The organism is Sphingobium sp. SG1 (assembly GCF_057063145.1).
Genome location: NZ_JBVVOJ010000001.1, coordinates 673,675 through 689,777, shown reverse-complemented (window position 1 = coordinate 689,777; position 16,103 = coordinate 673,675). Strand labels below are relative to the sequence as shown.

29 protein-coding genes and 8 tRNA genes are annotated in these 16,103 nt (G+C 53.0%); 29 read left to right on the top strand and 8 right to left on the bottom strand.

Annotated features, from left to right (window positions below; all coding sequences use genetic code 11):
- The first annotated feature begins 20 nt into the window (after positions 1-20).
- Complete coding sequence (locus tag AC0KVN_RS04680; protein ID WP_483655964.1) at positions 21-503, top strand: hypothetical protein; 483 nt, start codon at positions 21-23, stop codon at positions 501-503.
- On the opposite strand, the gene AC0KVN_RS04675 is transcribed toward AC0KVN_RS04680, so the two are convergent.
- The gene (locus AC0KVN_RS04675) at positions 504-980 is read right to left on the bottom strand and encodes a hypothetical protein (RefSeq protein WP_483655963.1); all 477 of its coding nucleotides are present in this window, start codon (positions 978-980) and stop codon (positions 504-506) included.
- A 62-nt stretch (positions 981-1,042) separates the two neighbouring features.
- Between AC0KVN_RS04675 and AC0KVN_RS04670 the strand changes: the two genes are divergently transcribed.
- The 7 genes from AC0KVN_RS04670 to AC0KVN_RS04640 are packed head-to-tail and all read left to right on the top strand — an operon-like array spanning position 1,043 to position 3,624.
- Complete coding sequence (locus AC0KVN_RS04670; RefSeq protein WP_483655962.1) at positions 1,043-1,201, top strand: hypothetical protein; 159 nt, start codon at positions 1,043-1,045, stop codon at positions 1,199-1,201.
- Complete coding sequence (locus tag AC0KVN_RS04665; RefSeq protein ID WP_483655961.1) at positions 1,194-1,538, top strand: helix-turn-helix domain-containing protein; 345 nt, start codon at positions 1,194-1,196, stop codon at positions 1,536-1,538. The genes AC0KVN_RS04670 and AC0KVN_RS04665 overlap by 8 nt, the downstream gene beginning before the upstream one ends.
- Before the next feature lie 6 nt (positions 1,539-1,544).
- A complete protein-coding gene (locus tag AC0KVN_RS04660; RefSeq protein WP_483655960.1) occupies positions 1,545-1,763 on the top strand; it encodes a hypothetical protein in 219 nt (72 codons plus the stop codon).
- A gap of 23 nt (positions 1,764-1,786) precedes the next feature.
- Complete coding sequence (locus AC0KVN_RS04655; RefSeq protein ID WP_483655959.1) at positions 1,787-2,065, top strand: hypothetical protein; 279 nt, start codon at positions 1,787-1,789, stop codon at positions 2,063-2,065.
- Entirely contained in the window at positions 2,065-2,361 is a 297-nt protein-coding gene (locus AC0KVN_RS04650) for a hypothetical protein (protein ID WP_483655958.1), read from the top strand. Before AC0KVN_RS04655 ends, AC0KVN_RS04650 begins: the two co-directional genes overlap by 1 nt.
- 31 nt (positions 2,362-2,392) lie before the next feature.
- Positions 2,393-2,734: a hypothetical protein gene (locus AC0KVN_RS04645; RefSeq protein WP_483655957.1), complete on the top strand. Its 342-nt coding sequence runs from the start codon at positions 2,393-2,395 to the stop codon at positions 2,732-2,734.
- Complete coding sequence (locus tag AC0KVN_RS04640) at positions 2,731-3,624, top strand: hypothetical protein (protein WP_483655956.1); 894 nt, start codon at positions 2,731-2,733, stop codon at positions 3,622-3,624. Before AC0KVN_RS04645 ends, AC0KVN_RS04640 begins: the two co-directional genes overlap by 4 nt.
- Here AC0KVN_RS04640 and AC0KVN_RS04635 read toward each other — a convergent pair.
- Together AC0KVN_RS04635 and AC0KVN_RS04630 are read right to left on the bottom strand one after the other, a co-directional pair.
- Positions 3,621-3,875, bottom strand: coding sequence for a hypothetical protein (locus AC0KVN_RS04635; RefSeq protein ID WP_483655955.1), 255 nt, complete (start codon positions 3,873-3,875; stop codon positions 3,621-3,623). The two genes, AC0KVN_RS04640 and AC0KVN_RS04635, sit on opposite strands and share 4 nt — an antisense overlap.
- A 16-nt stretch (positions 3,876-3,891) precedes the next feature.
- Positions 3,892-4,224, bottom strand: a complete 333-nt coding sequence (locus AC0KVN_RS04630) for a hypothetical protein (protein WP_483655954.1) — start codon at positions 4,222-4,224, stop codon at positions 3,892-3,894.
- Positions 4,225-4,337: 113 nt separating this feature from the next.
- Here AC0KVN_RS04630 and AC0KVN_RS04625 point away from each other — a divergent pair, with 113 nt between their 5' ends.
- Genes AC0KVN_RS04625 through AC0KVN_RS04605 form a run of 5 tightly spaced genes read left to right on the top strand, consistent with a single transcriptional unit; the run spans position 4,338 to position 6,183 of the window.
- Positions 4,338-4,529 (top strand): hypothetical protein, encoded by a 192-nt coding sequence (locus tag AC0KVN_RS04625; protein ID WP_483655953.1) that lies wholly within the window; start codon positions 4,338-4,340, stop codon positions 4,527-4,529.
- Positions 4,529-4,888: a hypothetical protein gene (locus AC0KVN_RS04620; RefSeq protein ID WP_483655952.1), complete on the top strand. Its 360-nt coding sequence runs from the start codon at positions 4,529-4,531 to the stop codon at positions 4,886-4,888. Before AC0KVN_RS04625 ends, AC0KVN_RS04620 begins: the two co-directional genes overlap by 1 nt.
- Positions 4,889-4,929: 41 nt before the next feature.
- The gene (locus AC0KVN_RS04615) at positions 4,930-5,262 is read left to right on the top strand and encodes a hypothetical protein (protein ID WP_483655951.1); all 333 of its coding nucleotides are present in this window, start codon (positions 4,930-4,932) and stop codon (positions 5,260-5,262) included.
- A complete protein-coding gene (locus tag AC0KVN_RS04610) occupies positions 5,255-5,914 on the top strand; it encodes a hypothetical protein (protein WP_483655950.1) in 660 nt (219 codons plus the stop codon). Before AC0KVN_RS04615 ends, AC0KVN_RS04610 begins: the two co-directional genes overlap by 8 nt.
- Complete coding sequence (locus AC0KVN_RS04605) at positions 5,911-6,183, top strand: hypothetical protein (RefSeq protein WP_483655949.1); 273 nt, start codon at positions 5,911-5,913, stop codon at positions 6,181-6,183. Before AC0KVN_RS04610 ends, AC0KVN_RS04605 begins: the two co-directional genes overlap by 4 nt.
- Here the strand turns inward: AC0KVN_RS04605 and AC0KVN_RS04600 are convergent.
- Entirely contained in the window at positions 6,180-6,662 is a 483-nt protein-coding gene (locus tag AC0KVN_RS04600) for a hypothetical protein (protein WP_483655948.1), read from the bottom strand. The two genes, AC0KVN_RS04605 and AC0KVN_RS04600, sit on opposite strands and share 4 nt — an antisense overlap.
- A 141-nt stretch (positions 6,663-6,803) precedes the next feature.
- Positions 6,804-7,289 carry a hypothetical protein gene (locus AC0KVN_RS04595; RefSeq protein ID WP_483655947.1) on the bottom strand — a complete coding sequence of 162 codons (486 nt, stop codon included), beginning with the start codon at positions 7,287-7,289 and terminating at the stop codon, positions 6,804-6,806.
- 334 nt (positions 7,290-7,623) lie between these two features.
- On the opposite strand from AC0KVN_RS04595, the gene AC0KVN_RS04590 reads away from it, so the two are divergent.
- The 8 genes from AC0KVN_RS04590 to AC0KVN_RS04555 all read left to right on the top strand — a co-directional run bounded on the left by AC0KVN_RS04590 (position 7,624) and on the right by AC0KVN_RS04555 (position 11,697).
- Positions 7,624-8,106 carry a hypothetical protein gene (locus tag AC0KVN_RS04590; RefSeq protein ID WP_483655946.1) on the top strand — a complete coding sequence of 161 codons (483 nt, stop codon included), beginning with the start codon at positions 7,624-7,626 and terminating at the stop codon, positions 8,104-8,106.
- A gap of 11 nt (positions 8,107-8,117) precedes the next feature.
- Positions 8,118-8,675, top strand: a complete 558-nt coding sequence (locus tag AC0KVN_RS04585) for a hypothetical protein (protein WP_483655945.1) — start codon at positions 8,118-8,120, stop codon at positions 8,673-8,675.
- Positions 8,676-8,682: 7 nt separating this feature from the next.
- Positions 8,683-9,579 (top strand): ADP-ribosyltransferase-containing protein, encoded by an 897-nt coding sequence (locus AC0KVN_RS04580; protein WP_483655944.1) that lies wholly within the window; start codon positions 8,683-8,685, stop codon positions 9,577-9,579.
- 18 nt (positions 9,580-9,597) lie between these two features.
- Complete coding sequence (locus AC0KVN_RS04575) at positions 9,598-9,981, top strand: hypothetical protein (RefSeq protein ID WP_483655943.1); 384 nt, start codon at positions 9,598-9,600, stop codon at positions 9,979-9,981.
- 19 nt (positions 9,982-10,000) lie between these two features.
- Positions 10,001-10,579 (top strand): hypothetical protein, encoded by a 579-nt coding sequence (locus AC0KVN_RS04570; protein ID WP_483655942.1) that lies wholly within the window; start codon positions 10,001-10,003, stop codon positions 10,577-10,579.
- An 836-nt stretch (positions 10,580-11,415) separates the two neighbouring features.
- A tRNA-Pro gene (locus tag AC0KVN_RS04565) sits at positions 11,416-11,491 on the top strand.
- 28 nt (positions 11,492-11,519) lie between these two features.
- Positions 11,520-11,597, top strand: a tRNA-Pro gene (locus AC0KVN_RS04560).
- Between the two features lie 18 nt (positions 11,598-11,615).
- Positions 11,616-11,697, top strand: a tRNA-Pro gene (locus AC0KVN_RS04555).
- Position 11,698: 1 nt separating this feature from the next.
- Here AC0KVN_RS04555 and AC0KVN_RS04550 read toward each other — a convergent pair.
- Entirely contained in the window at positions 11,699-12,079 is a 381-nt protein-coding gene (locus AC0KVN_RS04550) for a hypothetical protein (RefSeq protein ID WP_483655941.1), read from the bottom strand.
- A 76-nt stretch (positions 12,080-12,155) separates the two neighbouring features.
- Here AC0KVN_RS04550 and AC0KVN_RS04545 point away from each other — a divergent pair.
- Together AC0KVN_RS04545 and AC0KVN_RS04540 are read left to right on the top strand one after the other, a co-directional pair.
- Positions 12,156-12,240 (top strand) — tRNA-Phe (locus AC0KVN_RS04545).
- Between the two features lie 25 nt (positions 12,241-12,265).
- Positions 12,266-12,359: transfer RNA gene (locus AC0KVN_RS04540), tRNA-Leu, on the top strand.
- Here the strand turns inward: AC0KVN_RS04540 and AC0KVN_RS04535 are convergent.
- Positions 12,325-13,383 (bottom strand): HNH endonuclease signature motif containing protein, encoded by a 1,059-nt coding sequence (locus AC0KVN_RS04535; RefSeq protein WP_483655940.1) that lies wholly within the window; start codon positions 13,381-13,383, stop codon positions 12,325-12,327. The two genes, AC0KVN_RS04540 and AC0KVN_RS04535, sit on opposite strands and share 35 nt — an antisense overlap.
- Positions 13,384-13,528: 145 nt before the next feature.
- Between AC0KVN_RS04535 and AC0KVN_RS04530 the strand changes: the two genes are divergently transcribed.
- From AC0KVN_RS04530 to AC0KVN_RS04520, 3 genes are all read left to right on the top strand, one after another.
- Positions 13,529-13,616: transfer RNA gene (locus AC0KVN_RS04530), tRNA-Leu, on the top strand.
- A gap of 18 nt (positions 13,617-13,634) precedes the next feature.
- Positions 13,635-13,722, top strand: a tRNA-Leu gene (locus AC0KVN_RS04525).
- Between the two features lie 9 nt (positions 13,723-13,731).
- A tRNA-Leu gene (locus AC0KVN_RS04520) sits at positions 13,732-13,817 on the top strand.
- 49 nt (positions 13,818-13,866) lie between these two features.
- Here AC0KVN_RS04520 and AC0KVN_RS04515 read toward each other — a convergent pair.
- Entirely contained in the window at positions 13,867-14,439 is a 573-nt protein-coding gene (locus AC0KVN_RS04515; protein WP_483655939.1) for a hypothetical protein, read from the bottom strand.
- An 83-nt stretch (positions 14,440-14,522) separates the two neighbouring features.
- Between AC0KVN_RS04515 and AC0KVN_RS04510 the strand changes: the two genes are divergently transcribed.
- From AC0KVN_RS04510 to AC0KVN_RS04500, 3 genes are read left to right on the top strand one after another with little or no spacing between them, the layout of a single operon-like run.
- Positions 14,523-15,224: a hypothetical protein gene (locus AC0KVN_RS04510; RefSeq protein WP_483655938.1), complete on the top strand. Its 702-nt coding sequence runs from the start codon at positions 14,523-14,525 to the stop codon at positions 15,222-15,224.
- Between the two features lie 49 nt (positions 15,225-15,273).
- A complete protein-coding gene (locus AC0KVN_RS04505) occupies positions 15,274-15,576 on the top strand; it encodes a hypothetical protein (RefSeq protein ID WP_483655937.1) in 303 nt (100 codons plus the stop codon).
- Positions 15,577-15,617: 41 nt separating this feature from the next.
- Positions 15,618-16,058 (top strand): hypothetical protein, encoded by a 441-nt coding sequence (locus AC0KVN_RS04500; protein WP_483655936.1) that lies wholly within the window; start codon positions 15,618-15,620, stop codon positions 16,056-16,058.
- The last annotated feature ends 45 nt before the right edge of the window (positions 16,059-16,103 follow it).

Genomic DNA, 16,103 nt, shown 5'->3' with positions numbered 1-16,103 from the left:
CCTTTTTGTATAAATAGAGCATGAAAATTCGTGATCTCATTAACATCGTAGAGGGCCGGAACGTCGATCTGGTCAATCAGGCCCGTCAGATGGGGATCGACCCCAACAGCATCCCTGCACTTCGTGAGCTTGAAAAGCTCAATGCCTTCCATGGCGATTTCATGGGGCGGGTTGCCGAGCGCGCAAAGCTGATCCAAGACGTATGGAACGAAATGATCCCACGTCTGCGCGAGGAAGGGAAACTGCCTTTTGAAGTGGGAACACGGTTCACCACGCCGAAGTCGATCGAGCACAATCAGCAACCGTGGAAAGTGGACGGCTACCAGATCGACCACAAAGACCTACGAAAATATGGCTATCGGGTCTCGCGTGATGGGGAAAAGTCGGTGATGTGGGTGTCTGATCCGGCAGGGGATGAGCGTATGAAGCTCCATACGCCAAATTGGGACCGCGCCAAGCATGTGGCGGAATGGACGCCGCTGACCGGTCCTCGCGCGGCCTGATTATTCTTCGATTTCCTCGACGATTGTCGCGGCGTCACAAAGGAACTCCCATGCCACGTCTTCGCCTATGATACGGGGGCAGGGGGCTCCCGACCAGTAGCCCAGAGCAATGCGGCGCTGCTCTTCGTCGGAGAACTCTTCGCCGTTGTCCTGCGCTGCCAAGCCTGACCATATGCGGTTGAGCCAAACGGCGTCGTAGCGTTCGAGGTCGCTTTCTGGCTCGACGATATAGAGATGGTTGTAATAGGCCACCACGGTGTCGAGAGCACTCAGGTCATTGACCAGATATACGCATTTACGCGACCGGCAATGAGCGGGCCGAAAGCGTTCAAGAATTTCCTCCACTTCAAGGTCCATTCCAGACCCGCCACGATATTCAAGAACGGTGCCGATTTTGAGAGGCTCACGCGAGGCGTGAAAGAACTCGTCAAACGGATGGGCTTCAAAATTCTCGCACAGGGATATCCAGCTTCGCATCCGATATTTATCTGATCGTTTTATATTGAAATCGCCCCCATGCCCTTCGTTACAACAGGGGTATGAGAAAGACCGCATACATCACCGTCGACTACCGGGTTGAATTTGATGGCCATGGGTCCGATCGTCCTGAAGAGGTCGCTCGGGAACATGCGGTCAATCGCATGTATGGTTTCGACAGTGTCGAGATCGTAGAAGTCACTGTGTCCGTGGATGATTGATCCCGGCGCATCGGGCAAGCGGCCCGAACATCATCATTCCCAGTGCAGTTGGCATCTGGATCAAATTGCAAGCGATTGCGACTGTGGACCCTATGGGTGGTATCCGACACCCTCAGTTCCCACCGTCACCCTTCGCGAACTCCGGCTGAACACGGGGATCACGCAAGCCGATCTGGCCGAAACATTGGGCGTCAGCGTCTCCGTCATCCGCAGGCTGGAGAACCACCGTGATCGTCATATCCGGGCGATCCAAGACTATATCGCGGCGCTTGGTGGCGTCCTCTCCCTCCGGGTCAGGATCGGCGATCAGGTGTATGATCTGAAGCTATTTGAGTAGAACGATATGAGCGACTATCAGAAAGTCGGCCGGGGCATGCGCCCAGCGCCGAAGACACATCCACGTATCCTCGAATACCCCAACACTCGCTTGGGACCGCAGGTGCGATCGTTTGGTGACACCCTGAGCGCCTTCGACGTCATCGCAATGGAAGCCCGCCGCGCGAAGCAGCAGGAGATCATCTTGAGCGAGGAATTCGTTGCCTCGATCAGGCTCGAAGACTGACGATGGTGCAAGGAGCGCGCGTAATGGCTGGATTGCTCAAGATCATGAAGATCACCCTTATGGCGATGCTGGTGCTCACTCTGCTGAGCGGCTGTGGCAAGGTCAGCGAGTGGAACGAGCAGAGCCGGGAGCGAGAAGAGCAGCACTGCCAGATCAACTGGGGCGACAGCGGCTACGAGCATCGCGTCATTTCATTCAAGCAGGATGCCGACTCCGAACTGCTTTCTCACCGGTGTCAGGTGAAGGTCAGTGGCCGCTGGGTCCCCGAAGAGAGTGTGAAAATTACAAGTGGTGATATTTGATGCCAACATTCTTCAACAAATTCTCGCCGCCCTGTGAGGGCATTGCGGCGATGCAGGAACTGGCGGCCTATGCAGAGCATCGCGCAGGCACCGGCCAGCCCATTTACATGTCGCCCAAGGAACTGCGTCACCAGACGGAGACCAAGGTAGCGCCGGACACCTACGAGTGTGCTTGGCCCAACTGCTCCTGCGAGCGGGTCAGTGGCATCTACAATCGTGAGCGGGTGCAGTGGCTCATTCGTGAGGCGCGTGAGAATCCCGATTTTTCGATCAAGGACGTTCGTTTCGCCCGTTGATCGCTGACCGTAATTTGATGAAGTGGATTTGATGATGAAAATTTGGGCTGCGGTCGTTCGCCAGCACGGCGAGGGTTGCGATTATTCGATCCGATGCGGGGAGAAGATGATCCCGCTCAGTTCGACCAATTTCGACGATGCCGTCGATGAAATCAAAACCAAACTCGAAACCGAATACGGTATGTGGCCCGGTTCCGAGGATCGTGATCCAAAAACGATCGCGATCGTCAGCATTGAGGGTTTTGTTGACCTTGAAGAATGGGAAGCCGAGCGCGACGAGGCCGAAAAAGAAGAAGAAGAAGAAGTGGAGGCTGATCACGCGCGCAACGTGCGGTATCAGGAATATCTCGCGCTCAAGGCTGAGTTCGAATGACAGGCCGCGCCTTCTATTGCTCCTATCGGGGCTACGACGAACAGGAAGACGCCATCGTTTTCGCAGGCTCCAAGAAGAAGGCTCGCGAACTTCATGCCAAACGGATCGACTGCCCACCCGAAGAGGTGACGGTGATCCGGAAGAAGATTTTCGACGTCTATGCCAAGACCGGTCGGGTCCCGGCAAAGGCTCGCCTGCATGACGGTTGGTGGTTCGAATGTCATAACTGCGAGTGTCGCATCAGCTTCGATGCCGATGATGAGATCGCCTATGATCTCGATCACATCAAGGAAGATGCCCGCGAACGCGCCGAGGCACGGGTCGAACTGGAAGACATCGACCGCAAGCTGTCCCTCCCTCCGGTGAATGATCCTTCATCGCCGGAATATAAGTGGGAGATGCTCGCGCGCGAACCCAAAGCAGTTGAGCATCGACGTCGATCGCTTCTCGACATCGCAGAAGCTCGCCCGCTGCTCAATACCGACGCCTATGTCTTTGAGGGCAACGACATCGTGTATTGCACGATCGCGTGTCAGTCCGCTCATTATGAGCGGGTCGCCTACCATGACGTGAAGGCCGAAACTCTGGTCGAGCGTGCTCAGGAACGTTGGCCCGATGCTGTTGAGGTAAAGTGCAAGGGTTGGCCTTATCTGGAGCAGCAGGTGGAGATCAAGCTACCCGGTTTCAGTAATTTTGCCGGTTGGGACCACGATACCGACGAAGTTCGTATCACGGCGGGTGATGTAGCCGCGTGGGAAGCCTACCAGTCGGTCGCCAATTCCACCGTGTGCGAGCCCTGCGCCGGAACTGGTTGGAGCGAGGACGGACTGGGTTGTCCGCCCTGCAATGGTGGTGGGATCATCTACGACAGTGATGCCTCTGCCAGCTAGGCAGAGGCAAGCTGGTGCCACTCGTCGCGATTGAGGTTGTGTCCTGCGCAGACGTAGAGGAAAGCGTGGAGATAGGTCCGGCCGATTTCGCTCTTGATTTTATCCCATGCCGCCATGGCATTGTCGCGATGCTCGATCATCGACGTGCTGTCGGAGGGATAGCGGCCCACGTTAGCCGTGTTCTCATATCCCTGCATGTCGATGGTCGTGGCATAGTATCGCGGATGATAGATGATTTCGTCGTCGGTCATGATGGCTACCTTGTGATTAGCGTTGACGCTGATTGCGGCGGGTCTCCCGCAGCGAACGGGGATGATCGTTGAACGGCCGAGGCTCCCGAACCACCACGGGTTCGATGCACTTCAGTTCGTGATCATCGAGACTGTAGATCGAGAGTTTCTGTTGCTCACGCTGGCTGAGTAGTTCGAGTTCATCGATCAGCCGGATGTCAGCGTCGGGCAGGATCGTTTTGATCGCTTCCTCCACCGGCGCAACATCCTCTTCGGTGAACCCACCGGGAAGGGGAAATGCCCCACAGGCATCATCCCTGCGATACAGGACGAAGCGATCATTTCCACTCACAACGAGAATACCCGACATCTGAAATCTCCCTAATAAAAAGTGGTATAGGGATGAAGTGGCAACAGTGCAAGTAATTTGATTCCCAGCCCGTATTTCAGTTATCTGGAAAGCGATTTGAAAGGATAGATTTGATGGAGATGTTTCTGCTCTGGTGGGTCATCGCTGGGACCGCCACCACGCTGCTATACGTAATAGCACTTCCTTGGGTATATGCTCACGAAGAGCATAATTTCGTTCAGGATGCGCTGTTTTGTTACGCCGTGCCGCCTTTGTTTTTCACCGCGATTATCCTCGACATAGTCGATTATATGAGGAAGAAGTAATGCGGTTCGCTATTCTCTATCTCGTTATTGGGATCGTGACGGCGATCGCCTATTCGATTTTCGATGCGATTTTTGAAGAGGACAATCCCAGTCACGATGCGTCGCATATCGGTGTCATGGCGCTGGCTGTGATCATGTGGTTCCTCATCATCCCAAGCATGATCCACGACTTTTTGAGCGCGATACGCAAGCGTCGTAGGCGCATGCGTGATGCCGCTCCAGAAAAGCGCGTCACCGGCCTGATCTACGATCGATACGTGGAATTGTGTCAGCTTCACGACGTGAAGGTGAAGCCGCGATCGTCCGACTGGTTCGATCACTATGAACTCATCCTGATGCTCGACGAGGTTAAGAAATGAGTTGGACGACATTTTTCATATGTTGGCTCAGTGTGGGTGCAGTGCTGGCGATGATCTACGCGATGACCAACCGGATAATCGACCCCGCCACCTCTGAAGCTGATCTTTTCTGGGGGCATGTCATCATGCTCTTCCTCCCTCCGATTGGGTTCTTAGTTCTTCTGAACTTGACCGCCACGTATGTCGTGTCGAACAAAACCAAGGACCGAGCCCATGAGCGTGCTATCGTCGATCAGCTTTATGCTCGCTATTCCAACCTGTGCGGGGAAATGAAGGTCGAGCCGTGGAAACGGGATGGCAAATGGCCCGACCACTGGGACCTCGTCCTCCGCCTGCAATCCGCCGAAAACAAGAAAGCCCAGATCAATGGATGATTGGTTCACCCCCACGAGTAGTGTAGTTGGCCTCGACCGCGTCGGCGAGAGTGGCGACCGCATTCGCATCATAACGAAATTCGCCGAAAACTTTGTCTATCGAAACGGGCGTGGTGAGCAGTTCGTTGAAATCGACCTCAGTGCAAATGACGTCGAGGTGATGCGCAACAAATTCCCTGCAATGGCGAGGCTCATCAAGGTCCCGTCAAAGGAAGATGTCAGCGAGCTTATCCTAAACTTGGGGGCCGCCGTCAGCCGCTATGCCATGTTCGAAGAAATGCCGCCGGTCATGCCGCAAGCCGAACATGAGCGCAGTCTCCACCGGCTGGAAAAGAATGCACTCGATGCACGAGAATCCATTGTGGCTGCATTCGATGCCCTCCGCGCAGAGAACGACGCTTTGCGTGCTCAAATTCAGGCCAGCCTGCGCGGTACCCCGATCGGTGCTATCGACCGCCATGGAAACCAAATCTGTATCGGCGACCGCCTCCGGTTCGATGAACGGGAATGGGGAGGCCCACATGAGTTCACGATCGAACTCAAGGATGGGGAACTCCAATTTAGTGGTGGGGGTAAGAATGATTTCGAGGATTGGTGCGAGATCATCGAACCGGCTAGCTTGACGCCTACTCTTAAGGAGCCTGATCTATGACGTCAGGTGATATGGTGACCTTTCGTAGGTCTAATGAGTATCAATATAGATTACATCGAAATAAGCATCGCGAGGATGAGTTCCACATCGCAATTAGTGATGGCGAAACTATGGTTGAAATGACGCAGAAAACAGCGGACCGGGGCTTGATTTTTGCCCTATTTGGCGGCCGTTGTTTCAAAGGTACGGCTGAGCCCCGTATCGATCGTTGGGAAGCAGATCGATACGACAACCGCTTTCTAATTGAAACGGATAACCGGCCTGATTAGACAGTCCCCGAAAGGGCGCTAAGCGTGGCAGAACCACCCTGCACAAACCACGAAGCCAAATCCGAACGCTGGTGTGTGACGTTCAAAATTGCGTCGCATACCAGCAGTTTGTCTTCAGCCGTTTCGCACGATCCCATCAACATGGCGTAGCGGACCAGCTTGTCGATCCCATAATCGCTGATACGCCAGCCGTCGGGCCAGTCGATAGCCCAACTGACGAATGCCTCGACCTCATCAGGTTCGAACCACTCCTCCAACACGTCTTCCGGCGGCATCGTATCATGGCCGGAAATCTCGTTGTTGATCAGTAGCTGAACGATATTTTGATAAAAGGTCTCTGCGATACGGTCCAAGCCCTTCTCGTTGCGCACGAAGCCGTCGCGCGCATGCGCTTTCCAGATCGCAGACAAAGGCGCTGCTGGAACTACCGGCCAAGGGCAGGGCTTCCCCTGACGATACAACGAAACCAGATCGCCCAACCGTTCCTCCTTGCGCTCGTAAAAGCTATATGAGTCATCGCCGTGGGGTTGCTGCACCAAGATCGATGACGCAGTGTGCTCAGATAGAGCCGGAGTGGAAATGATGTCAGAGTATCGCATGTGATATTTATCGACGATGGGTCAACGCTGGATGATGATCGACGTCACATAATCGGTCGCAACCGATATGGCGTTCTCGATATCGGATAGCATCGCGATATAGGTTCGGCCATCCCGGTTGATCAACTGGGCCGGTCCATCGCCCGTCTCAAAGCCCTTATACATCAGGACGATGCGGTCTTTGGTGAACTCAGGACGCGTGAACACACGTATCGAGACGCATGATGGCCCCAGACGGAATACCCCAGCGAAATCCCAAAGGCCTACACGCTCGATTTCATCATCGGTTTTCAGTTTGAAACCGTGATGCGCACGGAGATACGGGATGTTGTCCGGATGGAGGAATATGTTGTTGGCCGGGCCACGGCGTGATCGTGTCGAGACGAGATTGGCCGATTGGGTGATGAGAACGTGAAGCGGAGTTGTTCCATCTCCGCATAAAGTGGACGTTGCCGATCGTGGTATAAATGTTTGCGATGTTTGCTTGAGCGCGAGTTCAAGGACCATCGTCTCGGCTTCCTCGATTGACGAAATTTCCTTCGTGGGAACGGCGTCAACGCCCACTAGACGCGCTCTGGGTGCAGGCGGAGGAGGGGCCACGATGTAACGGCTTGAGTAATAATTCGATATGTCCGTAGGACTGACCGGTTCCGAAGGTTCGCGCCGCAAGGTGAGGTTCTGATACGGCTCCGGTAGCTTTGGATTTGATACCGGGATCGTCCTAACAACTCGAAATTCTTTCGCGTCGCCATCAGCAATGGCGGAAAATATTGGTGAAAACATGCCAGCGATAATAGGCTCTCACATGGCACGATTGCTATATTTATCGAATAAATAGGCGATGCGGAATTTCATCAATCTCATGGAAAGCGTGACGCCCACTCTATACCACGGCTCCCGGAAAAATTTCCCCATTGGCTTTGTCCTCAAGCCTCAGAGCGATGGTTATGTGACCGGGTCCGGGGCAGGGGAGGAGGAATTCGAACGGGAGGCTCATTTCCTGTGCGAGGAGATAATCGAACGCCATCGCCCGGCTGGTGCACCCAATCGCCGTAACAGCGTCTTCATGGTCGCGACGCCATCCGAGATCGATTATGCGGGTGGCTACGATGACTACGTCTATGCAGTGATACCAGAAGGCCCGGTATGGAAGGCCAACCTCCACTGGTATTCCCAGCTTTATCTCGAATGCTTCGACGAACCCGACGAGACCACGGTGGAAAAGCTCGCGCAGGCCTATTGGAACGCCGAGTCATCAGGTGATCAAACGCTGTTCGAATATCTCTGCGCCAGCGCGACCGTGACAGAAAAGGTGATCTGGTGATGCGACATTGGATGAACCTTCTGGAGCAGGCGTTCGGAACCACCCAAACGCTATTTCACGGTACCGATCTCGACAGCCTGTTGGGGATTTGGAAAAGCGGCGTAATCGACCCTGATCATGAGGGTAGAGAATATGCAGGACCAGTAGGCGTCAGCATGACGCGGTCGTTCAAAGTGGCCAAAGAATTTGCTGAACAGCGCACGCGGGATAATTTCCTCGAACAGGTGATCGAATGGTTCGATCTCGACGATATCGCAAACCTGACCGGATGCGTGTTCGAGTTCGATCGCAGTCATATCACCAATGAGATAGTCGCCTTTGACGATTTCTCTGACCACGAGGATGACGCCCTCGGGGGAGAGGGGAGAGAGGAGGAAGAGCGGGCGATCGGAAAAATGACACTCGCGGGTTTGGTTGCCATATATTGTGACCGGCAGAACCTCATCTACCTGAAAGATCAGATCAACCAGCGCCTCGATAACGATGACGTCGCCCAGTTCGCACGGGACTATTTTCCCGTGATCGACAGTATCCTCGCCAGCGGTTTGGTTCGACCGATCGGTGGGTAAATAAGGTATGAGAAACTGGATTGATCTATTTGAAAACGAAATCACCCGCCCCATCAATGACGCAGAGCGGGCCGATCGCTTGCGCAAATGGTTCACAGGCTCAAAGGTCGTAGACGAGAAAGGCGACCCGTTGGTTTGCTATCACGGCACGGAAGCAAGTTTCAGCGTGTTTGATAAACGCGATCTGGGATATCATTTCGGAACGAAAAACGCTGCACGGGATCGCCTTACGCAACGGGGCGTAAGTGGCGGGATCATGGAAGTATATCTGCGGATCACCAACCCGCTTCATATGTACGACCACCCAGACTGGACGCCGGAATGGTTGTTCGATTCAATTGATCCATCCAGTGTAACTTGCCGAGAGCCATTCCTCACACAGGATGAATACGAGGCATTCTGTGATCAATACATAGAAAATGCCACAGTCGATGATTTTCGCAATCTCTACATCGCACACGGCTATGATGGCATCACGTATGAAAACGCCGAAGAAGATGCAGGGTCGACTTCATGGATAGTATTCTATCCAAACCAGATCAAAAGCGTTCATGCGCGCGAGTTTGGGCCTTCGAATGACATCTTCGAGAGCGCCAACGAGCCCACGCTCGAATTCAACGCCAGCGAAGACGCATGGGAATTCCACGGTTTCGATGTCCACGCTCTCCTGTTGGGCGATCCAGCAGAGACGCTGGGTGTGACCGAAATAAGTTCGATGACGATGGGGCAGGGGAACGCTGAGCGCGCCCTACAGTGGCTCAAAACCCAGACCCCACGCTTGGGTGCCTATGATCCCGGACAGCCCGGAGAAACCTCCTACGCGTTCTGGGAGCGCATGGTAGAAAAGGGACTGGTGGATTGGATGGTCGACGAGGACGGTGATCTGATTTACGAACGCCCCTGATCAAAAGGGATAAATCGTGTGAGTGAAATTTCGATCGATCTGGAAAAACTGAAGGCCGATATGACTGCGGCCGTCAGCCAAACCTCCGGCCGGGAATTTTCTCTCCGCGTTACTAACGGCCGTAATGCGTCCTTCTACCGCAATTTCATCGACGGTAAGGACAAGAGGATCAGCGCCGATGTTTTCATGGGAGTGGTTACTGCGCTGGGGCGCGATCCCATCGATTACGTGATCGGGATGAAACCTGTTGAGACATCCTTCAATTCCACCGTGCTGACCTCGACATTCGCTCTGCTGCTAGATTCAATCGGCGTCGACCCATACGAGAACGATCGGGCACAAACGCTCGCATCGAAATTCCCGGAAGTCCTGAAAACGATGATGGCTATGCGGGATGGTTGATGGTTGCGATAAATAGGGCATGAGACAATGGATTTCCCTTTTCGAAGCCGCCCAGCTTTCTCCCAACATCGTAGAGGATGACGGGGACGTCCCTCACGCGCTGTGGGCAACGTTCGATGAAGAAGGCGAAGCCCATATACGCTATTGGGCCACCGACAATGGCTATATCGCAATCCAGACGATGCACAGCAGCCCTACCGTAAGAGGGCGTGATATGTTGATTTGGTTGGACCGCAAGTATGGTCGGCCGATCGCTGTGGTGGAAGCCATTCCCGAAGCGTTGGGTTTCTGGGAACGCATGCAGAAAGAAGGCTTGGTCTACAGCGTCGATGGAGCCGATGGACAAGCGTCCGACCTTGAACGCCGCAGTATCCCAATCGATCAAGAGCCGAATGATCAAGGCGAAGAGGAAGCCGATGACCGTCCAGAGGGCGGTTGGTATTTCACTCTGGAGCAGATCATCGGTGATCATGATCTCGATCGAGCGAAGGCAGAGATGGTCGCAAAGACATTCCCACATGCATATCGTGTCGGGGATAGTTTCTCGGTCGACTATGACTATGTGGATGAGTTCGTCGACGCGGTAGATATGGCCTAACGCCTCCGTTTATGCGATCTCTACGTCAGACCATTAACGAGGATCGAATGACACGGACCGTAGCTGAAACGAAACTAGCGATATTCCAACAGGCCAATCCGGGCGTCAAAGCATGGATTGCATACGATCAGCAGATGGGCTGGCAATTATTTGCGGAGTGATTTTTCTAATTGACTTCTAAAAATAGCGTTCTGTATAAATAAAAGCATGAAGAGCCCGCCACGGGTTCAGGGAGTAAGAAACGTGTTCAAGACTGTCGCCATGATCATCGCAGGAAACGCCGCTGGCGTTATCGCTGCTATGTCTGCGGCATTCGTGGCCGCGCGTCCTCTGCCACTGCTGCCGACCTTGCCCCTGCTTAGGGGCTGGGCGCGTTGTGCTGCGGAGGACGTTCCGGGAGGATAATACCACCCGACTCTTCTAAGGGATTACACAACCCGCCCGGCGCAAGCTTGGCGGGTTTTTCTTTGTCCGCAGTTCCGAAGACCTCAGCAATCCGGCAACCCACTGGTGCCAACAGCAGAGTGATCGAACCAAGGCAATGTCCGCAAATGTCCGCAAATGTCCGAATATGACCGGATTTGGCCGGATACGAGGACAAGACTACCAGAAAACGGCGGAAAACCGGCGTTTTCGAGATTGAAATAATGGCCGGATTTGGCCGGATAATGTCCGCAAATGTCCGAATAGGACAAGAGCGGCGGTTTATGATTGAGGGAAAGGGTTCGTCTACAGCGAACTCATTTCCGATTTGGTAAACCGGGCTATTTGACATCGTTGGTGAAGTTGAAAGTGAATGGCGGGGCCTGCGGGTCCCGCCGAGTTCACGGTTCTGTCGGGATGTGGACCAATTGGATAGGTCGTCTCATCTGGAGTGAGGACATCGTCGGGGTTCGAGTCCCCGCGTCCCGACAGAGCCGTGAGCAGTTCACGGTTACGTCGCGCATTAGAGGAGTCAGGTCGTCCTCGCCTGTCTGGGAGACAGGAGATTTCACTGGTTCGAATCCAGTATGCGCGACCTAGCCGTGAGCATTGTCCGGAGGTGGAGGAGTCAGGTCGTCCTCGCTCGTTTCGGTAACGAGAGATTTTCGTGGGTTCGAATCCCACCCTCCGGACCAATTATTTCTTCTCGTCTGTGATGGATAGAGAAGGATTGAGCCATTCGGCATAGAGACGTTTCATCTCATAGCGATGCGCCTTGCCTTTCTGCGGGGTCCAATCCTCGGGAAGGAACGTCACGATGTTACGGGTCTTTCGGTCATAGACCGCTATGACCGTGCGTGGCTCATGTTCGGGGTCAACGATCGAGAGATCGATCGAATAGACCACGAAACGTTTCCCTTGACGTTCAAGGACAGTTCCTTTTCCATTGCGGAATGCCTCGGCAAGACGAATGGCAAAGGCCGGTGACAATGCGAGATTGTAGCGCTGACGCGCTCTGTTCTTCGCATGAATTTTTTGACTATAGGAACGGGAGAATGCGTAACGATTAGTGGCCATGCTTGACTTTATCTGGATGGTCGATCTAATGTCTATTTCATAAGCTGATCTGGGATCAGCCTTATCTTGAAGTTGTGCGGTTCGTGGCGGAATTGGTATACGCGCAGGAGGAAAGCTCCTGTGGTGGAAACACATTGCAGGTTCGAGCCCTGCCGAACGCACCCTTTCATTAACCTCAAAACACACGGGCGTGTGGCGAAACTGGAAGAAACGCACGGAATTTAGGATTCCGCACGGATTAACGATCACACTGTCGGTTCGATCCCGACCACGCCCACCACTTTCTTTAATTGTTTCCGGATCGCATTGTCGCTTACGCCTAGTTCACGGGAAAGTTGCAGAAAGTTCTTTGTCTTCAATTCCTCAATGAGGTCAACGGCATCCCAATCTATTTTGCGGGAGGCTTTGCTGGCGCACTCATAGGAGCAATACTTTGCAGTCTTATTTTTAGGGGAACCACAACCCAAGCAACTACCTTCTATCCGCTTACGTTTACTTTTCGATGTTTGATCGTTGGACGAGCGCGTTTTTGAATGTTGCTTTGATACGCACGCTCTTGAGCCACATGTGACCTGTCGGTTAGTCTTTACGGGTTCATCACACTGTGTGCACTTATTTCGCGGTTTGCGACGGTTTTTACCTGAAAAAGTTTCGGTCTGGGCATGACAATTTGGACAAAGTATACGTAGATTGAAGATTCTATTATCATGGTGGTTGCCATTGATGTGGTCCAAGCAAATTGGGGTTGGTCGTCCCATCCACTCAGTCACCCCGCATATCTCACATTGATGGACTTTGATTCCTTCTTTAATCAATCTTATTTTTAGATCGTGGCTTCCGATAACAAAGCAGTTTTCGGTAAGGTAGTCTTGAATATCACGTCTTATGCGCGGAGTTCTTTTGGCAACCTGTTTGGCGTTCATGTGATCTATTGAAAGACCAAGGCGCTTAATCCTGACGTGGATCATGTTGTACGATCCACCTGCCATTTTCCATCCGCCCGATATTATGACTTCGCGAATGGAATTTGAGTTCTTAACAAGCTCAGAAAATTCATCATCGGTGAATTTTCCGGTGTTGCGATAGCGATTAAGATGGCAATTTGGAAAGCGTGCACGAACATCGGCTTGGACCGCTTTACATGCTGAGCTATTTCTAGGATTGATTCCGAGATTTTTATAAAGTTCGGTCCAAGTCTTGGAATGGTTGATTTGCTCATCTGTAGGGAATATCATCCAGTATTTATTCTGGTGATATGAGTGTTTACTTTTTTCGCTAAAAACTAACTGAAGATCAGTATGCAAGTTTTCGCTTAGGTCCGCTGCCTGCTAGCAGCACCAAATCAAATTGAGATTTACAGGCTCCACAACGGCCGTGTCCGGTAAGCTTTTAAGAGCCCTTCATAATGGTGTGACACCGGGAGAGACTGGACATTACTGCTTTAATGATGCCAGCGTGACGAAACTGGCAGCACGCACCGCGATCAGAATGCGGCGATCGAAAGATCATGGAGGTTCAAGTCCTCTCGCTGGCACCATTAAAGCAGATCAGTCATGCATCTATGGCGAAATTGGCAGCACGCGCGAGCATGAGAGGCTCGTGGGATAACTCCCGTCCCGGTTCGAGTCCGGGTAGATGCACCATATTTTTGTGCCCCAGTGACCCTATGGCAAACTGGAACAGTCGGCCGCCTCAAGAGCGGTGGTTTTTATGGGTTCGACTCCCATCTGGGGCACCAAAAATATCGACTTAATTTTAAGCTATTGAGTTAAATGCGGTATAACTTTTTAAGAAGCGCATGATGTCAGAAGAAAACGTAGAACTTGCTGACTGACCGGATCGGTGATCACTGGCGTTCCATCACTTCGTTGCATTGTGTTGTCGGCCCGCAGGTCGAGCATGAAGCGGCCGAGTAGGTGTTCCTCGATCAGATCGAGGGCAATTTTCAGATCGGGATATTGGGTGAGCAGAGCGCGGAGTTCGCCATATGTATCGAGCGACACTTCATCGCCGCGTTTCATAGCGAAATAGGGCGACAGGTGTGAGAGGGTGCCGTCTCGGTGCTCCAGTTTCTCCATTCGGATTGCTGAGAACGCATCGTTGATTTCCATGGGTTGTCCCCGAAATCTGGGCCAGTGCGGATTGGGAAATCGTTTCGTCAGCTTGACGAACTCGGCGTATCCGGCGTCATCGACCTCGAAGGTTTTCAGGACATAATCCACGCCTTCTTTTGCGAAGATGGTAGCGTAGCTTCCTTCGTCGATGGGATGCCATCCTCCGCGCGCCAGTCGGGTGGTGATCTCCAGCATGTCGTTGGGTCGGCTTGCTTCATTCAGGTTGAAGAGGTCATGGATGCGCATGGGATATTTAGTCCATGTGCCTTTGTATAAATTGACCGCTGGTGGTCCGTCCAGATAGTCGGTCTCCAATTCGATGGAGCGATATGATGGACGTGAAATTATACGACGATGGTCTGTGCAAAGTGGTGTTGCGGGAAACGTCTGATGCGGCGGCTGTGGCGCGCATCGATGAGATCAACGACTATTTGGCTGCTGTGGCCGAGTCCTATCCTGTTGGCGAAACATGGGTCTCTCCTCATTTTATTCTCGGCAGACAGGCAGTTTATTCCGCGTTGATGCTACAGAGCGATGCTGTGGCATTCTTCAAGCATTTCGATCTCATTGACACTTCATTGACGCCCGCTGAGAAGAAATTCAGCGATCGTTTCGCACACCGTTTCACCAGTTCGTGGGGTCATCCGTTCACGGAAGAGGAAATCCGCGAGAATGAGCGCATGTGGGCAGAGGAAGCGTCGCCTCCCAAGGAACCTGTGCGCATGGGTCTGCGGGAGCAGTTGGCAGAAGCGATCGATCCCTATGCTTTCCGTCCAGATGCGTTTCTTCCTGAGGCTGAGCCTACGCATATGCGCCGTGCGATTGCCTACCAGATGGCAGATCGCGTTGCTGCGGTGCTGGCCGATAGCGCCGGGCGCACGCCCACTTATGGTCAGTGGCAAATGGAGCACATCATGCTCCTCGATCTCATCAATGCCATCCATCGCGATGGTGGGGAGAAGACGCAGACGGTCGGGCTCGCACTGGCTTATCAGCACGCTATGATGAAGGTTCGCGAACGGAAACTTTGATTTCTCGTTGATGATGAGCAAAGGCTGAACAAGCCCTGCTAAATAGGGTATGCGCATCATAGACATCGACCCTGCAATGGGAACAATTCTTGAAAATTCTGACTTTATCAGCTACGATGCGGTGAAGCAGAAGGAGGCTGTCATGGCGGAAGCAACACGCGCGCAAGACGTCGACGATGAGCCTGCTTCGGGTGAGCAGGCATATGAGATGCATTTGTCGAAAGTTCGTAGGAGCCTTGCAAAGGCGGGTGCGGCAGCGGATGCGAACCCCAAAGGGGGTGTGCGGCTGACCGGGATGAACCGTAAGGACACGATGAAGTTTTTTGCTTCGATCCCGGTTATTTCGGAGTAGACGTCGAATAGTAACTCGCCGGAATAAGTAAGCGCATGAGAATGCGCTTAGAAACAATAGAGCCTGTCCCTAAGGAAGTTTTCGCCGAAGGGATGACGAGTAGCATCCGTTTGACGCCGCAACATGTGGTTTCCCTGACGTTCCTCAAGGAATGTATCGAAAAGGGGGAGACCATCCCACGCCGATATTATCGTAGTAAACTTGGTCAGAATGTCGACCAGTTACTTCAAGACGATGGTTATATGCACTTCCATCTCGACAGTCCGCGATCACGCGTCGTGCTTTTTGCTGCTCAGTATGAAGAGGCCGTCGTCTTTCTCGGGGTTCGCGACCATTACGATTTCGAAAAGGTGAAGCCACCCGGCAAAGTTCTAAACCCCTTGTTCAAAACGCGCGTGTCGAGAATTGAGGCTGAGTTGACCACAAAACGGGAAGAAGAGGCATCCAAAAAGCCAGAGCCGGGCGACCAGTCACAGTCGTAAAATATTGACCCCGCAATATCGAGTTCCTCATGGTCTCTCTGACAT

Bases quoted from the DNA above. Each gene is read 5' to 3' on its own strand.
- AC0KVN_RS04680 (WP_483655964.1), top strand. From the start codon at position 21: ATGAAAATTCGTGATCTCATTAACATCGTAGAGGGCCGGAACGTCGAT.
- AC0KVN_RS04675 (WP_483655963.1), bottom strand. From the start codon at position 980: ATGCGAAGCTGGATATCCCTGTGCGAGAATTTTGAAGCCCATCCGTTT.
- AC0KVN_RS04670 (WP_483655962.1), top strand. From the start codon at position 1,043: ATGAGAAAGACCGCATACATCACCGTCGACTACCGGGTTGAATTTGAT.
- AC0KVN_RS04665 (WP_483655961.1), top strand. From the start codon at position 1,194: ATGATTGATCCCGGCGCATCGGGCAAGCGGCCCGAACATCATCATTCC.
- AC0KVN_RS04660 (WP_483655960.1), top strand. From the start codon at position 1,545: ATGAGCGACTATCAGAAAGTCGGCCGGGGCATGCGCCCAGCGCCGAAG.
- AC0KVN_RS04655 (WP_483655959.1), top strand. From the start codon at position 1,787: ATGGCTGGATTGCTCAAGATCATGAAGATCACCCTTATGGCGATGCTG.
- AC0KVN_RS04650 (WP_483655958.1), top strand. From the start codon at position 2,065: ATGCCAACATTCTTCAACAAATTCTCGCCGCCCTGTGAGGGCATTGCG.
- AC0KVN_RS04645 (WP_483655957.1), top strand. From the start codon at position 2,393: ATGATGAAAATTTGGGCTGCGGTCGTTCGCCAGCACGGCGAGGGTTGC.
- AC0KVN_RS04640 (WP_483655956.1), top strand. From the start codon at position 2,731: ATGACAGGCCGCGCCTTCTATTGCTCCTATCGGGGCTACGACGAACAG.
- AC0KVN_RS04635 (WP_483655955.1), bottom strand. From the start codon at position 3,875: ATGACCGACGACGAAATCATCTATCATCCGCGATACTATGCCACGACC.
- AC0KVN_RS04630 (WP_483655954.1), bottom strand. From the start codon at position 4,224: ATGTCGGGTATTCTCGTTGTGAGTGGAAATGATCGCTTCGTCCTGTAT.
- AC0KVN_RS04625 (WP_483655953.1), top strand. From the start codon at position 4,338: ATGGAGATGTTTCTGCTCTGGTGGGTCATCGCTGGGACCGCCACCACG.
- AC0KVN_RS04620 (WP_483655952.1), top strand. From the start codon at position 4,529: ATGCGGTTCGCTATTCTCTATCTCGTTATTGGGATCGTGACGGCGATC.
- AC0KVN_RS04610 (WP_483655950.1), top strand. From the start codon at position 5,255: ATGGATGATTGGTTCACCCCCACGAGTAGTGTAGTTGGCCTCGACCGC.
- AC0KVN_RS04605 (WP_483655949.1), top strand. From the start codon at position 5,911: ATGACGTCAGGTGATATGGTGACCTTTCGTAGGTCTAATGAGTATCAA.
- AC0KVN_RS04595 (WP_483655947.1), bottom strand. From the start codon at position 7,289: ATGGTCCTTGAACTCGCGCTCAAGCAAACATCGCAAACATTTATACCA.
- AC0KVN_RS04590 (WP_483655946.1), top strand. From the start codon at position 7,624: ATGCGGAATTTCATCAATCTCATGGAAAGCGTGACGCCCACTCTATAC.
- AC0KVN_RS04585 (WP_483655945.1), top strand. From the start codon at position 8,118: ATGAACCTTCTGGAGCAGGCGTTCGGAACCACCCAAACGCTATTTCAC.
- AC0KVN_RS04580 (WP_483655944.1), top strand. From the start codon at position 8,683: ATGAGAAACTGGATTGATCTATTTGAAAACGAAATCACCCGCCCCATC.
- AC0KVN_RS04570 (WP_483655942.1), top strand. From the start codon at position 10,001: ATGAGACAATGGATTTCCCTTTTCGAAGCCGCCCAGCTTTCTCCCAAC.
- AC0KVN_RS04550 (WP_483655941.1), bottom strand. From the start codon at position 12,079: ATGGCCACTAATCGTTACGCATTCTCCCGTTCCTATAGTCAAAAAATT.
- AC0KVN_RS04515 (WP_483655939.1), bottom strand. From the start codon at position 14,439: ATGCGCATCCATGACCTCTTCAACCTGAATGAAGCAAGCCGACCCAAC.
- AC0KVN_RS04510 (WP_483655938.1), top strand. From the start codon at position 14,523: ATGATGGACGTGAAATTATACGACGATGGTCTGTGCAAAGTGGTGTTG.
- AC0KVN_RS04505 (WP_483655937.1), top strand. From the start codon at position 15,274: ATGCGCATCATAGACATCGACCCTGCAATGGGAACAATTCTTGAAAAT.
- AC0KVN_RS04500 (WP_483655936.1), top strand. From the start codon at position 15,618: ATGCGCTTAGAAACAATAGAGCCTGTCCCTAAGGAAGTTTTCGCCGAA.